Annotated in this window: 2 protein-coding genes; both read left to right on the top strand. The window is 74.3% G+C overall.

Going from position 1 to position 20,232, the window contains the following annotated elements; genetic code table 11:
* Positions 1–37 precede the first annotated feature (37 nt).
* The gene (locus tag ABZ370_RS23590; protein WP_358624217.1) at positions 38–1,390 is read left to right on the top strand and encodes a serine hydrolase domain-containing protein; all 1,353 of its coding nucleotides are present in this window, start codon (positions 38–40) and stop codon (positions 1,388–1,390) included.
* Positions 1,391–1,515: 125 nt separating this feature from the next.
* Positions 1,516–20,223, top strand: coding sequence for a non-ribosomal peptide synthase/polyketide synthase (locus ABZ370_RS23585; protein ID WP_358624214.1), 18,708 nt, complete (start codon positions 1,516–1,518; stop codon positions 20,221–20,223).
* Positions 20,224–20,232: the final 9 nt, after the last annotated feature.

Genomic DNA, 20,232 nt, shown 5'->3' with positions numbered 1-20,232 from the left:
CATCCGCGGCAAGGAGTGCACAGTGTTACACCGGCCCATGGTTACGTCCCGAGACGAGCGGCGCCCCACGGCGCGCCACCGCCTCGAGGACCGCCTCCACGCCCTGGCGCGTGCCCATCAGGTGCCCGGGGCCCAGCTCGCCGTCCACAGCGGCGGAACCACCCGCGCCCTGCACACCGGGGTGCTGGACTCCATAACCGGGGAGCCGTTCACCGCCGATACGGCGGTGCCCATCGGCTCCCTCACCAAGTGCTACACCGCCACCGTCGTCATGCTCCTGGTCGCCGACGGCGATGTGGAGCTGGACGACCAGCTCGGCGACCATGTGCCGGAGCTGCGCCGGGCCGGGCCGCCGTGCACGGTACGGCAGGTGCTCAGCCACACCGCCGGACTCGCGTCCGGGCCCGACTCCGACCATGTGGCCGCGCTGACCACCGCGCGCTATCTGCAGGCCCACTGCAACGGCCGCCAGCTGGTGATGGAGCCGGGAACCGACTTCTCCTACTCCAACGCGGGCTATGTCGCGGCGGGCCGGCTGATCGAGACGGTCACCGGGATGAACTGGCAGGACGCCGTACGGTCCATCCTCCTGGACCCGCTGGGCACCGTGCCGTCGTTCATCGGCGCGCCCGGTGCGCCGGGGCGGCAGGCCGCCCGCGGCCACTCGGCCAACAAGGCGTCGGGCCGGACCCGGCCGGTCCGGCAGAACCTCGCCCCGGCGGAGGCCGCGGCCGGTGCCCTGAGGGGAAGCGCCCTGGATTTGGTGGCGCTGGCCCTGGCCCATGTCCCCGGCAGTTCGGACGGGTTGCTGCCGCCGGAGCTGGCCGAGGAGATGCGGCGGCCGGTGCCCGGCGCCGACCCCGGTGTCCTCGCCGACGGCTGGGGGCTGGGCTTCGCGCTCTTCGGGCGGGACGGGAACACCTGGTTCGGCCACGACGGCAACGCCCAGGGCACCTCCTGCTATCTGCGGGCCGATCCGGGTACCGGCACCGTGGTCGCCTTCACCAGCAACTCCAACAGCGGCGCCGACATGTGGCACGAACTCTCGGGCGAACTGGAGGAGTTGACCGGAATCCGGGTACCCGGTGCCCCGGCCCGGCCACGACCGGCGGCCACCCCCATGGCGTCGACGGCACAGTGCACCGGGACCTATCTCAACGGCGATGTCGAGTACGAGGTGACGATGAGCGACAGCGGCACCCTCGCCCTGTCCGTGGACGGTGACGTCCCCGCGCCACTGGTCTGCCACGAGGATCTGACCTGCGACCTGGTGGACCCGTCCTCGGGGCGCCGGATTCCCGGTGGCCGTTTCGTACGCGACCCGCACACCGGCGCGGTCGACCGCATTCAGCTCTCGGGCCGGATGGCCCGTAAGAGCGCCCTCGTCTGAGGTTCGAGGTCCGAGGTTCCCCACCGCACTCCCCACCACGGCCGTCTCCCCCAATGCCACGGCCGTGTGCGGCGCCTCATCACCCGTGTTCCACCCTTTCAACCGCTCTGAAGGGCCGCACCGACATGATGGACCACTACGACAACGCATCTGGTTCGGCGTCCGCACCCCAGGACCCCCCGGGCCTGCCTCCCGCGGCGTGGAACGCCACGTCCCGCGCCGTCTCCCGCGCACCGCTGGGTGAGCTGTTCGCGTCCTGGGCGGCCCGTACCCCCGGGGCCGCGGCGCTGGTGGCCGGGGACCGGACGTGGTCGTTCGGTGAGGTCGACGCCTGGGCGAACCGGCTGGCCCACCACCTCATCGGGCGCGGTGTGGGGCCCGAGCGCGTGGTGGCACTGGTCCTGCCGCGCTCGGCGGAACTGGTGGTGGCCGAGCTGGCGGTCGCCAAGGCCGGGGCCGCGTTCCTGCCGGTGGACCCCGCGCACCCCGAGGAGCGCCGGGCCATGATGCTGGCCGACGCCCGGCCGGTGGTGGTGCTCGACGATCCGGAGCACATCCGGGCCGTGACCGGCCCCGAGCACACGCCCGGCGACGCCGATCTGCTCACCCCACTGCTGCCGGAGCACCCGGCGTACGTCATCTACACCTCCGGCTCCACCGGTGTGCCCAAGGGCGTGATGGTGCCGCACGCCGGGCTGGGCAACTTCTCGGCCGCGACCGCCGACCACTACCGCGTCCGGCCGGGCGACCGGGTGCTGCAGTTCTCCTCGCCGAGCTTCGACGCCTCCGTACTGGAGCTGTGCTCCTCGCTGCTCGCCGGGGCCTCGCTGGTGGTGCCCCCGGAGGGGCCGCTGCTCGGCGCCGAACTCGCCGCCGTGCTGCGGGAACACCGGGTGACCCACGCCCTGATCCCCCCGGCGGCGCTGGCGACGGTGCCTGTAGAGGAGGTCCGCGAGGGCCTGCCCGAGTTCCGCACCCTGATCGTGGGCGCGGAGGCGTGCCCCGCCGGTCTGGTGGACCTGTGGGCACCGGGCCGGCGGATGGTCAACTCCTACGGCCCGACCGAGGCCACCGTCGTCGCCACCTGGACGGACGCCCTGGAGGCGGGCTCCGGCAACCCGCCGATCGGCCGCCCGCTGCCCAATACCCGGGTGTTCGTGCTGGACGAGTCGATGCGGCCGGTGCCGGTGGGCGCCACCGGGGAGCTGTACATCAGCGGCGCGGGAGTGGCCCGGGGCTATCTCGACCGGCCGGGGCTGACCGCGGAGCGCTTCGTCGCGGTCCCGTTCGGGCCGCCCGGCGCCCGGATGTACCGCACCGGTGACCTGGCCCGCTGGAACACCGACGGTGAGGTGGAGTTCCTCGGCCGGACCGACCACCAGGTCAAGGTGCGCGGCTTCCGCATCGAACTGGGCGAGGTGGAGGCCGCGCTCGCCCGCCACCCCGGCGTCCAGGCCGCCGTCGTCACCGTGCGGGAGGACGAGCCCGGGCTCAAGCGGCTGGTCGCCTATGTGGTGCCCGCCGGCGGCGAGAAGCGCCCGCAGGGCCCGGAGCTGCGGGCCGCGGCGGGCCGGCTGCTGCCCGCCCACATGGTGCCGTCCGCCTACGTCGTGCTGGACGCGTTCCCGCTCACCCCGCACCGCAAGATCGACCGGCAGGCGCTGCCCGCCCCGGCCGCCACCGCGGAAGGGCACTCCCGCCACATCGCCCCGCGCACCCCCGCCGAGGCCGCCCTCGTCCGCGTCTGGACCGAGGTGCTCCCGGTGGACACCGTGGGCGTCGAGGACGACTTCCTGGGGCTGGGCGGCGACTCCATCCTCGGCGTCCGGCTGCTGTCCCGGCTCCGGGCGGAGCTGGGCGTGGAACTGACGCTCCGGGAGCTGCTCGACGCCCGGACCGTGGCCCGGCTGGCCGCCCGGCTGCCGGAGGAGCCCGCCGGCGCGCCGGAGGCGCCGATCCCGCCCGCCCCGCGCGACCGGCCGCTGCCGCTGTCGGCCGCCCAGCGGCGGCTGTGGTTCCTGGACGACCTGACCTCCGGCGGCACCGAGTACAACACCGGGGCCGGGCTGCGGCTGAGCGGCCCGCTCGACACCGGCGCCCTGCGCCGCGCGCTCGGCACCCTGGCCGCCCGGCACGACGCGCTGCGCACGACCTTCGTCACCGTGGACGGACACGGCGTGCAGCGGATCGCCGGGCAGGGGACCGTACCGCTGGACCACGCCGACCTGGAGGTACGGCCCGCCGCCGAGCGGGACGCGGCCGTCGAACGGCTGCTGACCGACGAGCTGAACCGCCCCTACGACCTCGCCGAGGGCCCGCTGACCAGAGCGCTGCTCATCCGGCTCGCCGACGACGACCATGTCCTGCTGCTGGCCCAGCACCACATCGTCACCGACGGCTGGTCGGTCGGCGTCCTGGTCCGCGAACTGGCCGCCCTGTACGAGGCGGAGGTCACCGGCACCGACCCCGCACTGCCCCGGCCCACGCTGCAATACCCGGACTTCGCCGTCTGGGAGGAGAACCGCCCCGCCCCGCCCGGGCAGGAGACGGACCTGAAGTACTGGCGGACCAAGCTCGCCGGGATGCAGACCCTGGAGCTGCCCACCGACCGCCCCCGCCCCCCGGTGCGCACCACCGCCGGGGCGGTGCACCGGCGCGAGCTGCCCGCCGATCTGGTGGCCGCGCTCGGCAGGCTCGGCCGGGAGCGGAACACCACGCTGTTCACCCTCCTCGCGTCGTCCGTCGCGGTCCTGTTCTCCCGCTACTCGGGCCAGCGGGACGTCGTCTTCGGCACCGTCACCAGCGGACGCCACCGCAAGGAGCTGGAGTCGGTCGCCGGGTTCTTCGTCAATACGCTGGTGCTGCGCGCCGACGTCGACGGGGACAGCACCGTCGAGCAGTTCGTGGACGCGATGCGTGAGACCGTGCTCGACGCGTTCAGCCACGACCGGCTGCCGTTCGAGCGGGTCGTCGAGGAGCTGGCCGTCAAGCGCGACGCCAGCCGCAACCCGCTGGTGCAGGCGCTGGTCGTCCAGCAGAACGCCATGGTCCCCGCCCGGGAGGCCGGGGGCATGACGATCGCCGAACACTCCCTGCCCCGCCCCGCCGCGCGGTTCGACCTGGTGCTGGAGTTCCTGCCCCGGGACGACGGCTCGCTGGGGCTCACCGTCGAATACAACTCCGATCTCTTCGACGCCCGGACGATGGAACAGATGGCCGGGCATCTGTACCGGCTGCTGACCCGGATGGTGGCCGACCCCGGCAGCACCCTGATCGAGCTGCAGATGCTGAGCGACGCCGAGTGGCACAAGCTGCTCGACTCCTGGAACGGTCCGGGCCAGGCCGCCACCGACGCGACACTGCCCGAACTCTTCGCCGCGCAGGCGGCACGGCAGCCGCGGGCGACCGCCGTGACCTGCGGGGACGTCCGGCTCTCCTACGACGAGGTGAACCGGCGCGCCAACCGGCTCGCCCGGCTGCTGATCGACCGGGGCGTCGGCCCCGAGCGGCTGGTGGCGCTGGCGCTGCCGCGCTCGGCCGACCTCGTCGTCGTCCTGCTGGCGGTCCTCAAGGCGGGCGCCGGATATCTGCCGGTGGACCCCGGCTATCCCGCCGAGCGCATCGCGTTCATGCTGGACGACGCCGCGCCCTCCACCGTCCTCGCCACCACCGACACCGCGGGCTGCCTGCCCGCGGGCGTCGAACCGCTGGTGCTGGACGACGCCGGGGTGGGCGCCGAGCTGGCCCGGCGGGCGGACGGCGACATCGCCGACGACGAGCGCACCGGACCGCTGGACCGGGCCCACCCCGCCTACGTCATCTACACCTCCGGGTCCACCGGCACGCCCAAGGGCGTGGTGGTCACCCACCAGAGCGTGGCGGGCCTGGCCGCCTGGGCCGGGGCCGAGCTGGGACGGGAGCGGCTGACCGGGGTGGTGGCCTCCACCTCGCTCAACTTCGACGTGTCCGTGTTCGAGATCCTGTGCCCGCTGCTGGCCGGGGGCAGCATCGAGATCGTCCAGGATCTGCTGGCCCTCGCCGACCCCGCCAACCGGCCGCGCGCGACCGGGCTGATCAGCGGCGTCCCGTCGGTGTTCGCCCGGCTGCTGAGCGGGGACGCGGGGCAGACCGACGCCGGATACATCGAGGCCGGACGCATCGACGCGGCGACCGTCGTCCTGGCGGGCGAGGCGCTTCCCGCGCAGACCGTACGGGACATCCGGGCAGCGTTGCCCTCCTGCCGCATCGTCAACATGTACGGGCCGACCGAGGCGACCGTGTACGCCACCGCCTGGTTCTCCTCGGGCGGCACCCCCCGGGAGGCGCCGCCGATCGGCAGGCCCGTCGCCGACACCCGCGCCTATGTCCTGGACCGGACGCTGCGGCTGGTGCCGCCCGGGGTGACCGGCGAGCTGTACCTCGGCGGCCGGGGCCTCGCCCGGGGCTACCTCAACCGGCCCTCGCTGACCGCCGACCGCTTTCTCGCCGACCCCTTCGGGACGCCGGGCGACCGGATGTACCGCACCGGCGACCTGGTGCGCTGGGGCGGCGACGGCCAGCTGGAGTACATGGGCCGCGCCGACGACCAGGTGAAGATCCGCGGCTTCCGCATCGAACTCGGCGAGGTCGAGACGGCGTTGCTGCGCCACCCCGGCGTCGCCGAGGCCGCCGCCGTCGCGAAGGAGGCCGGCGGCCACAAGCGGCTCGTCGCCTATGTCGTGCCCGCGCCGGGCGCCGCGCCGGACCCGGCCGCGCTGCGCACGTTCCTCCAGGGCAGCCTGCCCGACTACATGGTGCCCGCGTCGGTCCTGGTCATGGAGCGGATGCCGCTCAACCCCAACGGCAAGCTGGACCGCAGCCGCCTCCCCGATCCGGACTGGGGGCAGGCGGCGGCGCCCGGCTATGTGGCGCCGCGCACCGCGACCGAGCGGACCCTCGCGGCGGTCTGGGCCCAGATCCTCCATGTGGAACGCATCGGGGTGGAGGACAACTTCTTCTCCCTCGGCGGCGATTCGATCCTCAGCATCCAGGTCGTCTCCCAGGCACGGCAGGCCGGGCTCTCTGTCACCTCGCGCGATGTCTACCGCCACCAGACGATCGCCGCCCTCGCCCTGCACCTGGACTCCGCGGCCGCCCAGCCGAAGCCCGGCGCCGTCGCGGAGACGGCCACCGGGGAGCTGCCGCTGACGCCCATCCAGCACTGGCTGTTCGAGGCCGACCCCGAGCGGGCCGGACACTTCAACCAGACGATCTCCCTCGTCCTGCCCGAAGAGGTGGACGAGGACGCGCTGCGCGGCGCCCTGGAGGCCGTCGTGCGCCACCACGACGCCCTGCGCTCCCGCTTCCCCCAGAAGGACGGCGGCGACGGCCGCTACCAGCGGATCGACGACGCGGCGGCGGACCTGAGCGACCTCCCGCACCGCCACACCGGTGGCGGCGAGCCCCACCTCGGCTCCTTCGACGTGACGGCCGGACCGCTGCTGCGCGCGGTGCTGGAGGAGGACGCCGGCCCCCAGCGGCGGCCGGTGCTCCACCTCACCGTGCACCACGCCGTGGTGGACGGGGTCTCATGGCGCATCCTGCTGGAGGACCTGGACACCGCCTACCGCGCACTGGCCCGGGGCGCGGCGGCCGAGCTGCCCGCCCCGTCCTCCCCGCTGCGCCGCTGGGCCCGTCGGCTGAACGACCACGCGCGGGCCGGGGGTTTCGACGCCGAGGCCGCGTACTGGACGCGCCTGGTCCGGGACAGCGATCCGTCGCTGCCGCTGGACCTGGCGGGGACGGCCGGGGCGAACACCTACGCCTCGGCCCGGTCGGTCACCGTCACGCTCGACCGGGACGAGACCACCGCCCTGCTCCAGACACTGCCCGAGGTCTACCGGACGCAGGTCAACGATGTGCTGCTGAGCGCGCTGGCCCAGGTACTGGGCCGGTGGACCGGGCGCCGGAGCGTGCCGGTGGACCTGGAGGGCCACGGCCGCGAGGAGATCTTCGAGGAGGTGGATCTCTCCCGTACGGTCGGCTGGTTCACCACCCGCTTCCCCGTCGCGCTCGACCTTCCCGAAGGTGACTGGGGGGACGTCCTCAAGTCCGTCAAGGAGCAGCTGCGGGCCGTGCCGCAGCGCGGCCTGGGCTACGGGGCGCTCGCCCATCTCGCCCGTACCGAGGGGATTCCGGCCGGTCCCGCGGCCGGGATCAGCTTCAACTACCTCGGCCAGTTCGAGCTGCCGGGCGACGGCGACGGGCTCTTCCGCGGCCTCCACCGCGAACTGGCCCTGGACGCCGACACGGAGGCGCTGCGGCCGCATCCGCTGGAGGTCGTCGGCCTGGTCGAGGACCAGCGGCTCGCGTTCACCTGGTTCTACTCCGCGAATCTGCACACGGAGGAGACCGTCGGGCGGCTGGCCGGGGAGTTCCAGCGGGCGCTGCGCGCCATCGCCCGGCACGCCGCCACGCCCGGCGCGGGCGGCCGCACCCCCTCCGACTTCCCGCTCGTCTCCCTCGACCAGGGCACGGTGGACCGGCTGGTGGGCGACGGCAGCGGGGTGGAGGAGATCTACCCGCTGACCCCCACCCAGGCGGGCATGCTGTTCCACGGGCTGTCCCAGGACGACCGGCGCGCCTACTTCCAGCAGCTCACGTTCGTCCTCGACGGGGTGTCCGACCCGCGGCGGCTCGCCGCGGCCTGGCAGCGGGTCGCCGACCGTACGCCGGTGCTGCGCAGCCGCGCCGAGTGGGACGGGGTGCCCGAGCCGCTGCAGGTGGTGGAGCGCGGGGTGCGGGTGCCGGTGATCCATCTCGACTGGCGCGCTCTGTCCGCGTCCGAGCGCCGGGAGGAGTCGCGGCGGTTCCTCGCCGAGGACCGGGAGCGGGGTCTCGACCTGGCCGCCGCGCCGCTGATGCGGCTGGCGCTGGCCCGGCTGTCGGACACCGAGGTCCAGGTGGTGTGGACGTTCCACCATCTGATCCTGGACGGCTGGAGCCTGTTCCAGGTGCTGTCCGACGTCTTCGCCTGCCATGCGGCCGGGGCGGGGGCCGCGCTGCCCAGCCGCCGCCCGTTCCGCGACTATGTGGCCTGGCTGCGGGACCGCGACTGGGCGGAGGCCGAGGAGCACTGGCGCTCCCGGCTCGGCGATCTGGCGGAGCCCACCCCGCTGCCCTTCGACCGGGAGCCCACCGAGACCCATCACGCGGAGTCCACCGGCGAGGTGCGGGTCACGCTGCCCGCGGCCGCGTCCGGCCGTCTGGCGGAGCTGGCCAGGGGCGCGGGGCTCACCATGAACACCCTGCTCCAGGGCGCCTGGACGCTGCTGCTCGCCCGCTACACCGGCCGCCCGGACGTCGTCTTCGGGACCACGGTGTCGGGCCGTCCGCCGGAGCTGCCGGGTGTCGAAGCCATGACCGGTCTCTTCATCACCACCGTGCCGACCCGGCTGGAGGTGCCCACCGACGGGACCCTGCTGTCGTGGCTGCGGGAGGTGCAGGAGCGGCAGACCGATGACCGGCGGTTCGACTTCGTACCGCTCACCCGGCTGCGGTCCATGACCGGGCTCGCCGAGCGGGTGAACCTCTTCGACAGCATCGTGGTGTTCGAGAACTATCCCGTCGGCGGGGACCTCGCCGCCGCCCACGGGCTGGCCCTGCGGGACCTCGAAGGCGTCGAGACGACGAACTACCCGCTGAGCCTGGTCGTCTACCCCGGCGAGGAGATGGCGCTGCGGCTCGGCTACGACCCGGCCCTGTTCGACGCCGCGACGGTTGAGCGCATGGCCGAGTACCTGTCGGTGCTGCTGACGAACATGGCCACCGGCCCGGACCGGGCGCCCGCACGCCTCCCGGTGCTCAGCGACGCCCGGCGCGCCCAGGTGCTCGGGGAGTGGAACGACACCACGGCCCCGCTGCCCGAGGGCTCGGTGGCCGGTCTCTTCGCCGAACAGGTGCGTCGTACGCCGGACGCGCCCGCGCTGGACGGCGACGGCGGCCCGGTGACCTACCGGGAGCTGGACGCGCGCGCCAACCGGCTGGCCCACCGGCTCGCCGGGCTCGGAGTCGGGCCGGAGCGGCCGGTGGCCGTGCTGATGGACCGGTCCGTGGAACTGGTGGTCGCCCAGCTGGCGATCGTCAAGGCGGGCGGGGTGTACGTACCGCTGGACACCCGGGCGCCCGAGGACCGGCTCCGGGTGGTGCTGGCCGAGGCGGCGGCGGACGTCCTGCTGACCGACCGCGCCTGGGAGCGGACCGCGGCGGACCTCGGGCACGGCGGGCGGACGCTGCTGCTGGAGCCCGGCGCCGCAAGTGGTGACGGGCCGCCGGGACCGCCCGCGGTGGAGATCTTCGCCGACAACACGGCGTATCTGATGTTCACTTCGGGCTCCACCGGGCGGCCCAAGGGCGTCGCGGTCCGGCACCGCGATGTGACCGCCCTCGCCCACGACCGGATCTTCGCCGGACACGACCGGGTGCTGGTGCACTCCCCGCAGGCGTTCGACGCCTCCACCTACGAGGTGTGGGTGCCGCTGCTGCGCGGCGGTACGGCCGTCCTGGCGCCGGTCGGCGACGTGGACGCGGACACCGTGCGCCACGCGATCACCGGCCACGGGGTGAGCTGCCTGTGGCTGACCGCCGGTCTGTTCCGGCTGCTGGCGCAGGAGGCGCCGGACTGCCTGCGCGGCGCCCGGGAGGTGTGGACCGGCGGCGAGGCGGTGCCGCCCGCGGCGGTCCGCCGGGTGCTCGACGCCTGCCCGGACCTGACGGTGGTCGACGGCTACGGGCCCACCGAGACCACGACCTTCGCCACCCGGCGCCCCTTCCGCGCCGGTGAGGAGCTGCCCGGGACGCTGCCCATCGGACGGCCGATGGACAACACCCGCGTCTACGTCCTGGACGGCGCGCTCCAGCCGCAACCGCCGGGCATTCCTGGCGAGTTGTACGTGGCGGGCGCCGGGCTCGCCCGTGGCTACCGCGACCGGCCCGGCCCGACGGCCGAGCGCTATGTCGCCGACCCGTTCGGTCCGCCCGGCTCCCGGATGTACCGCACCGGGGACCTGGTGTCCTGGACCGCCGACGGCGAACTCGCCTTCGTGGGCCGGTCGGACGACCAGATGAAGGTGCGGGGCTTCCGCATCGAACCGGGCGAGATCGAGGCCGCGCTCACCCGCCACCCGGAGATCGCCGAGGCGGTCGTGGCGCTCGCGCGGGACGGGGAGCGCAAGCTCCTGGCCGCCTATCTGGTCCCGGTGCACGGCGCCGCGGTGCCGGAGCCGGAGGAGCTGCGGTCCCTGCTGGGCCAGGCGCTGCCCGACTACATGGTGCCCGCGGTCTTCCTCGCCCTGGACGAGCTTCCGCTCACCGGCAACGGCAAGGTGGACCGCCGACGGCTGCCCGAGCCCGACTGGGCGGCGGCCACGGCGGGCGCGGAGTACGTGGCGCCCCGCACCGACGCCGAGCGCGTCCTCGCGGAGATCATGGGCCCGCTGCTGGGCCGGGAGCGGGTCGGCGTCGAGGACAACTTCTTCATGCTCGGCGGCGACTCGATCCTCAGCATCCAGGTCGCCTCGCGCGCCCGGCAGGCGGGCCTGTCGGTGACGCCCAGGGAACTCTTCAAGCACCCCACCATCGCCGCGCTCGCCGCCGTCGCCACGGCCACCGCCACCGCCCGGCCCGCCGCCGACGCGGGGCCGGTCAGCGGCGAGCTGCCGCTCACCCCGATCCAGCACTGGTTCCTCGGCACGGACAGCCCCCGGCCCGAGCACTTCAACCAGTCCGTCCTGGTCGAACTCGACCGCGACCCCGACCCCCGGGCGCTGCGCGCGGCCCTGCGGGCGCTGCTGGTCCACCACGACGCGCTCCGGACGCGCTTCACGCGCCGGGCGGACGGCACGGTACGGCAGTACTGCCCGCCGCCGGACGAGAGCGGCCCGGACCCGCTGCGGGAGGTGGACCTGTCGGGGCTCGGGGAGGACGAGCGGCAGGCCGCCGAGGAGGCGGCCATCGCCGAGGCGAACGCCGGTTTCGTCCTGGACCGCGGGCCGCTGCTGGCCGCCCGGCTGCTGCACCCGGGCCCCGAGTCGCGGCCGTCGCTCTTCCTGACCGTGCACCACCTGGTGGTCGACGGTGTCTCCTGGCGCGTGCTGCTGGAGGACCTGGAAACCGCCTACCGCCAGGTGCTCGGCGGCGACCCCGCCGACCTCGGCGCGCGCACCACCTCCGTACGGGACTGGTCCCGGCGGCTGGCCGAGCACACCACGGCCGGTGGCTTCGACGCCGAACTCCCCCACTGGCAGGCGGTGGCCGCCGACTGCGCCGCCGGGATTCCGGTGGACAGCGAGGGCGGCAACACCGTCGCGGCCATGCGGTCGGTCACCGTCACGCTGGACCGGGAGCGGACCACCGCCCTGCTCCAGCAGGTGCCCGAGGTCTACCGCACCCGCGTGGACGACGTACTGCTCTCGGCGCTGGGCCGGGTGCTGGCCGAGTGGACCGGGCGGCGGCGGATCGCCGTCGACCTGGAGGGGCACGGCCGCGAGGAACACCTCCTCGACGGCGTGGACCTGTCCCGTACCGTCGGCTGGTTCACCACCATGTTCCCGGTCGCCCTGAACATCCCCGGCGACGTTCCCGGTGGCGGCTGGGGCGAGACGCTCAAGTCCGTCAAGGAGCAGCTGCGGGCGGTGCCCGCCCAGGGCATCGGCTACGGCGCGCTGCGTCATCTGGCCGCCGATTCGCCGCTCGCGGACGCCGCCGAGCCACGGATCAGCTTCAACTACCTCGGCCAGTTCGACTGGTCGGACACGGGCGGGACCACCGGCGACGACGCCCTGGTCCGCACCGTGCGGGGCGGCCTGGGCGGAGACGCCGCGCCGGACTCGCCCCGGGCGCATCTGCTCGACATCGTGGGCCGGGTCGAGCGGCGGTGCCTGGAGATCACCTGGTACTACGGCTCCGGGACCCACTCCGAGGAGACGGTCTCCCGGCTGGCCGGGGAGATGCTGCGCGCCCTGGAGGACATCGTCGCCCACTGCGCCGCACCCGGCGCGGGCGGCCGTACCCCGTCGGACTTCCCGCTGGCCCGGCTGGACCAGGCCGCGGTGGACCGGGTGGCCGCCGACGGGCGGTCGGTGGAGGACCTCTACCCGCTGACCCCGATGCAGGCGGGGATGCTGTTCCACAGCCTCGTGGACCCGGCGTCCGACGCCTACTTCAACCAGGTGCAGTTGCGGCTCACCGGGGTGAGCGACCCGCGGGCGCTGGCCACGGCGTGGCAGCGGACCGCGGACGCCAACCCGATCCTGCGCACCCACCTGGTCTGGGCGGACACCCCCGAACCCCTCCAGGTCGTACGGCGGCGGGCCACCCTGCGGATCGCCCACCACGACTGGACCGGACGGTCCGAGGGGTGGCGCGAGGCCGAACTGAGCAGGCTGCTCGCCGACGACCGGGCCGAGGGCATCGACCTGGGCAGCGCACCGCTGACCCGGCTGGCCCTGATCCGGCTGTCGCCGGACGAGGTGCGGCTGATCTGGACGTTCCACCATGTGCTGCTAGACGGCTGGAGCGCGGCGCAGGTCTTCGACGAGGTCTGCGAGCGGTACGCGGCGCTCACCACCGGGCGCGGTGCCGTCGTGCCCGGCCGGCGTCCGTTCCGGGAGTACCTGGGCTGGCTCGGCGAGCAGGACACGGCGGAGGCCGAGCGGTTCTGGCGCGGGGCGCTGGCGGGCTTCACCGCCCCGACCGAACTGCCCCGCGACCGGCCCGCGGCCGAGGCGCACCGCACCGCGTCCTCGGGCACGCACCGGGTCGCCCTGGGCGCCGAGGAATCCGCCCGGCTCCGTATGGTCGCCCAGCGCAACGGGCTGACCATGAACACGGTGGTGCAGGGCGCCTGGGGGCTGCTGCTGTCCCGCTACAGCGGAACGGACGACGTGGCGTTCGGGACCACCGTCTCGGGCCGCCCGGCCGCGCTGCCGGGGGTCGAGGCGATGGTCGGGGTGTTCATCAACACCATCCCCACCCGGGTCCGGGTGGACGGCCGGAGCCCGCTGATGAGCTGGCTGCGGGAGCTCCAGACGGCGCAGTCGGAGTCCCGGCGCTTCGAGTTCGTCTCCCTGGCGCAGTTGCAGAGCTGGAGCGAGGTGCCCGGCGGGGTCGGCCTCTTCGACAGCATCGTGGTCTTCGAGAACTACCCCTTCGACAGCGAGGCGATCGCGGCGCACGGCCTCCGTATCCATCAGGAGCGGGATCTCGAACCGACGAACTACGCGCTCAGCGTCGTGGTGGCGCCCGAGGAGCGGCTGTCGATCTCGCTGGACTACGACCCCGCCGCGTTCGACGCCGCCACGGTCGAGCGGCTGGGCGGGTGCCTGCACGGGCTGCTGGCCCAGATGGCCGCCGATCCGGACCGGCGGCTGGAGGAGCTGCCGCTGATCGGGGAGGCGGACACCCGCCGCATCCTGGACGAGTTCAGCGGTCCCATCTCCCCGGCGCCGCGCGCGGTCCTGCCGGAGCTGTTCGAGGCGCAGGCGGCCCGGACCCCGGACGCGGTGGCGGTGCGGGGAGCGGAGACGCGGCTGACCTACCGGGAGCTGAACGAGCGCGCCAACCGGCTGGCCCGGCTGCTGATCGGCGCGGGAGCCGGTCCCGAGCGCTTCGTGGCGCTCTCGCTGCCGCGTACGCCGGAGCTGGTGGTGGCCGTGCTGGCGGTGCTCAAGAGCGGCGCCGGATATCTTCCGGTCGACCCCGCGTACCCGGCGGAGCGCATCGCGTATCTGATCGCCGACATCGCCCCGGACATCGTCCTGACCACCCGGGAGACGGCTCCCCGCATCCCGGCCGGACCGGGCCACCACATCCTGCTGGACGACGCGGAGTCCGGCCGGGCACTGTCCGGCCGGGCGCTGTCCGATCTGGGCGCGCATGACGTCGTCGACGCCGAGCGCACCGCGCCGCTGGTTTCCGGCCATCCGGCGTATGTCATCCACACCTCCGGATCTACGGGCACGCCCAAGGGTGTCGTGGCCACGCACCAGGGGGTGGCCGCGCTGGCCGCTTGGGCGGCGGAGGAGTTCGGCGCGGCGGGGCTCTCCCATGTCGTGGCGTCCACCTCGCTCAACTTCGATGTGTCGGTCTTCGAGATCATCTGCCCGCTGCTGGCGGGCGGTTCCCTGGAGATCGTCCGCGATCTGCTCACCCTGGCCGAGCGTGCCGAGCCGTGGACCGCGTCCCTGATCAGCGCCGTGCCCTCGGCCCTCGGGCAGGTGCTCGGCAAGGGCGGCGTGTCCGTCACGGCCGACGCCGTGGTGCTGGCGGGCGAGGGTCTCGCGGCCCGTACCGTGCAGGAGGTCCGTACGGCCATCCCGGGCTGCCGGGTGGCCAACATCTACGGCCCCACCGAGGCCACCGTCTACGCCACCGCCTGGACGTGCGACCCCGCCGACCCCGGCCGCACCCCGCCGATCGGCTCCCCCATCGCCGCCACCCGGGCCTACGCGCTGGACGCGCGGCTGCGGCCGGTGCCGGTCGGGGTGCCCGGAGAGCTGTACCTGGCCGGACCGGGCCTGGCCCGGGGGTACTTCGGCCGCCCCGGGCTGACCGCTGACCGCTTCACCGCCGATCCCTTCGGCCCCGCGGGCAGCCGGATGTACCGCACCGGCGACCTGGTGCGCTGGGACGCGGACGGGCAGCTGGAGTACCTCGGCAGGACCGACGACCAGGTCAAGGTGCGCGGATTCCGCATCGAGCTGGGCGAGGTCGAAGCGGCGCTCGCACGCCACCCCGAGGTCGCCGAGGCGGCCGCGGCCGTCGTCGAGACCTCGGGCCACAAGCGGCTGGTCGGCTATGTCGTCCCGGCCACCGGGACGGGGAGGCTCGACCCCGCCGCGATGCGCGCGTTCCTCGCCACCAGCGTGCCGGACCATATGGTGCCCGCGGCCGTCGTCACCCTGGAGCGGCTGCCGCTGAACCCCAGCGGCAAGCTCGACCGGCGGGCGCTGCCCGCCCCGGACTGGGCCGCCCCGGCCACCGGTCACGTCCCGCCCCGTACGGAGGCCGAGAAGGCCCTCGCCGGGATCTGGGCCGAAGTCCTGGGGGTGGAGCGGGTCGGCGTCGACGACAACTACTTCACCCTCGGCGGCGACTCCATCCTCAGCATCCAGATCGTCTCCTCGGCCCGCCGGGCGGGGATCGAGCTGACCCCGCGCCATCTGTTCGTCCACCAGACCGTCGCGGACCTGGCCGCCGCCGCGCGGGACGTCCCGGCCACGGCGGTCGCGGCCGAACAGGGGCCGGTCGTCGGCGAGGTGCCGCTCACCCCGGTCCAGCACTGGCTGTTCGACACCCTCCCGGACAGCCCCGGCCACTTCACCCAGTCGGTGTCCGCCGAGCTGACCGGGCCGGTGGACGAGCCCGCGCTGCGCGCCGCCCTGGACACCCTGGTCGACCACCACGACGCGCTGCGGCTGCGCTACGAGTCCCCCGGGCACACCGGGCCCACCGAGCACGGCCGGTGGCACCAGCACAGCGTCCCGCCGGGCGGCACCGGGCGGGTGCTCGACGTCCACGATCTGTCCGCCACCGACCCCGCGCTGCGGGAGGAGGCGATGCGGGAGGCGGGCGCGCGGATACGTGCCGGATTCGACCTGGGCCAGGGGCCGTTGTTCAAGGCCGCGCTGTTCGTCCTCGGCGACGGGGAGCGCCCGGTCCTCAGTCTGATCGCCCACCATCTGGTGGTGGACGCGGTCTCCTGGCGCATCCTGCTGGAGGATCTGGACACCGCCTACCGGCTGATCGGCGACGGGCGGCCGGGGCGCCTCGGCCGGAAGACCACCTCGTTCCGTGCGTGGTCGCGGCAGTTGAGCGAGCACACCGTGGCCGGGGGCTTCGACGCGGAGCGCGGCCACTGGACGGAAGCGGACGGCTGCCCGGACCTCCCCACGGACGGCGAGGGACCGAACACCGCCGCCACCGAGGAGACGGTGACGGTCCGGCTCGACGCCGAGGAGACCCGGGTCCTGCTCCAGGAGGTGCCCGGCGCCTATCTGACCCGGATCAACGACGTGCTGCTGTGCGCGCTGGGCCGGGTGCTGGGCCGCTGGACCGGCCGGGACCGGGTGCTGGTCGCCCTGGAGGGGCACGGCCGCGAGGAGATCTTCGACGGTGTCGATCTCTCCCGTACCGTCGGCTGGTTCACCAGCATGTACCCCGTCGCCCTGGACGGCCGAGCCGGAACCGGTCTCGAGGAGGTGCTGAAGACCGTCAAGGAGGGGCTGCGGGCGATCCCCGGGAACGGGCTGGGCTACGGGGCGCTGCGCCATCTGGCCCCGGGCTCCCCGCTCGCGGACACGGCGGAGCCGCAGATCAGCTTCAACTACCTCGGCCAGCTCGACTGGGACCTGCCCGGTGACGGACTGCTGCACTCCCTGCGCAGCGGCCTGGAGGGCGATATGAGCCCGGACGCGCCCCGGCCGCATCTCCTCGACGTGGTCGGCCGGGTGGAGCGCAAGACGCTCGAACTCACCTGGTCCTACTCCCGGGACCGGCACCAGCACGCCACGGTGGCCCGGCTCGCCGAGGAGACCCTCGACGAGCTGCGCGCCATCATGCGGCTGTGCACGGAGCCGGAGGCGGGCGGACGCACGCCCTCGGACTTCCCGCTGGCCGCCCTGGACCAGGCGACCGTCGACCGGCTGGCGGGCGACGGCCGCGACGTGGCCGACATCTATCCGCTGACGCCCACCCAGAACGGTCTGGTCTTCCACGGGCTGGCCCAGCGCGGCCAGGGGCTCTATGTGGAGCAGGCGAGCTTCATCCTGGACGGGGTCGGGGACTCCCGGGTCCTCGCCGCCGCCTGGCAGCACGTCGTCGACCGCACCCCGGTGCTGCGCAGCGAGGTGGTGATGCGGGAGGTGTCCGAGCCCCTGCAGATCGTGCGCCGCAGCGTGGCCGTACCCGTCGAGGAGCTGGACTGGAGCGATCTCACGGAGGACGGGCGCCGGACCGCGCTGGAGCGACTGCTCGACCAGGACCGCGCCCGGGGGCTCGACCTCGCCACGGCACCGCTGCTCCGCGTCACCCTGGCGCGGCTCTCGGCGACCGAGGTGCAGGTGCTGTGGACCTTCCACCATGTGCTGCTCGACGGCTGGAGCGTCTTCCAGGTCCTGACGGACGTCTTCGCGGCCCACGCGGCCCTGGCCTCGGGCGAACAGCCTCAGCTTCAGGCCCGCAGGCCGTTCGCGGACTATGTCGCCTGGCTCGGCCGACAGGACCGCGCGCAGGCCGAAGCGCACTGGCGCCGCACACTTGCCGGGTTCACCGCACCCACTCCCCTCCCCTACGACCGCAAGCCGACGGCGGAGGCCGCCACCCGGTCCTCGGAGTGGCTGTCGCAGCGGCTCGGTGAGCAGGAGACCGCCGCCCTGGAGGACTTCGCCCGGCGGCACCGGCTCACTCTCAATACGATCGTCCAGGGCGCTTGGGGATTGCTCGTATCTCGCTTGAGCGGAGAGTCGGACGTCTGCTTCGGGGCGACCGTCTCGGGACGGCCGACCGAACTGCCCGGCGCCGACAGCATCACCGGCATCTTCATCAACACCCTGCCGGTGCGGCTCGCCGTGCCCGGCGCCGCCGCCACCGTCGACTGGCTGCGCGGACTCCAGGCCGACCAGGCGGACGCGCGCGGCTTCGGCCATGTCCCGCTCGCCCGGCTCCAGGGCTGGAGCGAGGTGCCGGGCGGGGCGGACCTCTTCGAGAGCCTGGTGGTGTTCGAGAACTACCCGATCAACAGCTCCGCCGCCGCCGAACACGGGCTGCGGGTGCGCGAACTCCAGGCCCTGGAGAGCACCAACTACCCGCTGACCGTGGTCGTCTCGCCCGGCTCCGAGCTGTCCGTCGAACTCGGCTACGACCCCCGGCTCTTCGAGGAGGCCACCGCACAGGGGCTGGCCGCCCAGCTGACGCACGTCCTCGGCGCCCTCGCCTCGGCACCCGACGAGTCGCCGCTGGACCGGATCGACACCCTGCCCGCCGCGATGCGCGAGCGGCTCCTGGTGGACTGGAACGACACCGCCCGGCCCGCCGTGCGGACGACCCTGGCGGAGCTGTTCGAGGCCGCCGCGGACCGTCACCCCGACGCGCCCGCGGTCCTGTCCCCCGATGTCCGGCTCTCCTACGCGGAGCTGGATGCCCGGGCCAACCGGCTCGCCCACCGGCTCATCGCCCGGGGCGTGGGTCCCGGGCGGATCGTCGCGCTGGTGCTGCCCCGTTCGGTGGAGATCGTCGTCGCCCAGCTCGCGGTGGCCAAGGCAGGCGGCGCCCATCTGCCCGTCGACCCCGGCTATCCCGCCGGGCGCATCGCCTGGATGCTGGAGGACGCCGCGCCGCACCTCACCCTCGACAGCCTGGACGACCTCAACAGGGCGGAAGGTGCGGCGCACCGGCCCGCCGACCGGGACCGGCCTCGTCCCGTCGACCCCGACGACCCGGCCTATGTCATCTACACCTCCGGGTCCACCGGCACCCCCAAGGGCGTGGTCGTCACCCACCGAGGGATCGGCGACTTCGCCGCCGCCGAGGCCGAGCACTACGAGGTGCGGGAGGGCGACCGGGTCCTGCAGTTCGCCTCGCCCAGCTTCGACGCCTCCGTCCTGGAGCTGTGCATGGCGCTGCCGCACGGTGCCGCGCTGGTGGTGCCGGAACCCGGGCCGCTGCTGGGCGAGCACCTGGCGCGCGTCCTGCGCGAGCAGCGCGTCACCCACACCCTCATCCCGCCCGCCGCGCTGGCCACGCTGCCCGCCGGAACCGAGAAGGAGCTGCCCGAGCTGCGCACGCTGATCGTGGGCGGGGACGCCTGCGGTCCGGAGCTGACGACCCGGTGGGCACCCCACCACCGCATGATCAACTCATACGGGCCGACCGAGGCCACCGTGGTAGCCACCTGGTCCGGTCCGCTGGTCGCGGACGGCGCCCCGCCGCCGATCGGGCGGCCCCTGCCGAACACCCGGGTCCGGCTGCTCGACGCGCGGCTGCGCCCGGTGCCCCCCGGGGTGCCCGGCGAGCTGTGGATCAGCGGCCCGTCGCTGGCCCGCGGCTATCTGGGCCGCCCGGGGCTGACCGCGTCCCGCTTCCTCGCGGACCCCTTCGGGCCCGCGGGCAGCCGGATGTACCGCACCGGCGACCTCGCCCGCTACGACGCCGAGGGCCGCATCCACCATCTGGGCCGCACCGACCACCAGATCAAGCTGCACGGCTACCGCATCGAGGCCGGTGAGGTGGAGACCGCCCTGGTCGGCCACCCCTCGGTAGCGGAGGCCGTGGTGACGGTCCGGGAGGACGAGCCCGGCGTCCGCAGGCTGGTGGCCCACCTCGTGCCCGCCCCCGGCGCCGCCGCCCCGGCCGACGCCGAGCTCCGCGCCGAGCTGGGCCGTACGCTGCCCGGCTACATGGTGCCGTCGGCGTTCGCCGTCCTGGACCGCCTCCCGCTCACCGAGAACGGCAAGACGGACCGCGCGGCGCTGCCCGCGCCAGGACCCGCCACCGCGGCCCCGGCCGCGGGCCATGTCGCACCGCGGACCCCCACCGAGGAGGTCGTCGCGGAGATCTGGTCCGAGGTGCTCGGGGTGGTGCCGGTCGGCGCCGAGGACGACTTCTTCGCCCTGGGCGGCGACTCCGTCCGCAGCCTGCTGATCGCCTCCCGGGCGGGTGAGGCGTTCGGCCTCGATCTGACGCCGCGGGACATCATGACCGCCCACACGGTCTCCGCCCTCGCCGATCTGGTCGAGGAATACATCCTGCGCGAACTCGAAGACGCCGCTTCGGGCGGCAGCGACCACGACGAACGGTGAGGACAGACA

The organism is Streptomyces sp. NPDC005962 (assembly GCF_040629205.1).
Taxonomy (GTDB): domain Bacteria; phylum Actinomycetota; class Actinomycetes; order Streptomycetales; family Streptomycetaceae; genus Streptomyces.
Note: the sequence above shows the minus strand (reverse complement) of the source record. Positions and strands in the feature narration are given on the sequence as shown.

What these genes read in the sequence shown, in the direction of transcription:
- ABZ370_RS23590 (WP_358624217.1), top strand. Translation starts at nt 38, where the DNA reads ATGGTTACGTCCCGAGACGAGCGGCGCCCCACGGCGCGCCACCGCCTC.
- ABZ370_RS23585 (WP_358624214.1), top strand. Translation starts at nt 1,516, where the DNA reads ATGATGGACCACTACGACAACGCATCTGGTTCGGCGTCCGCACCCCAG.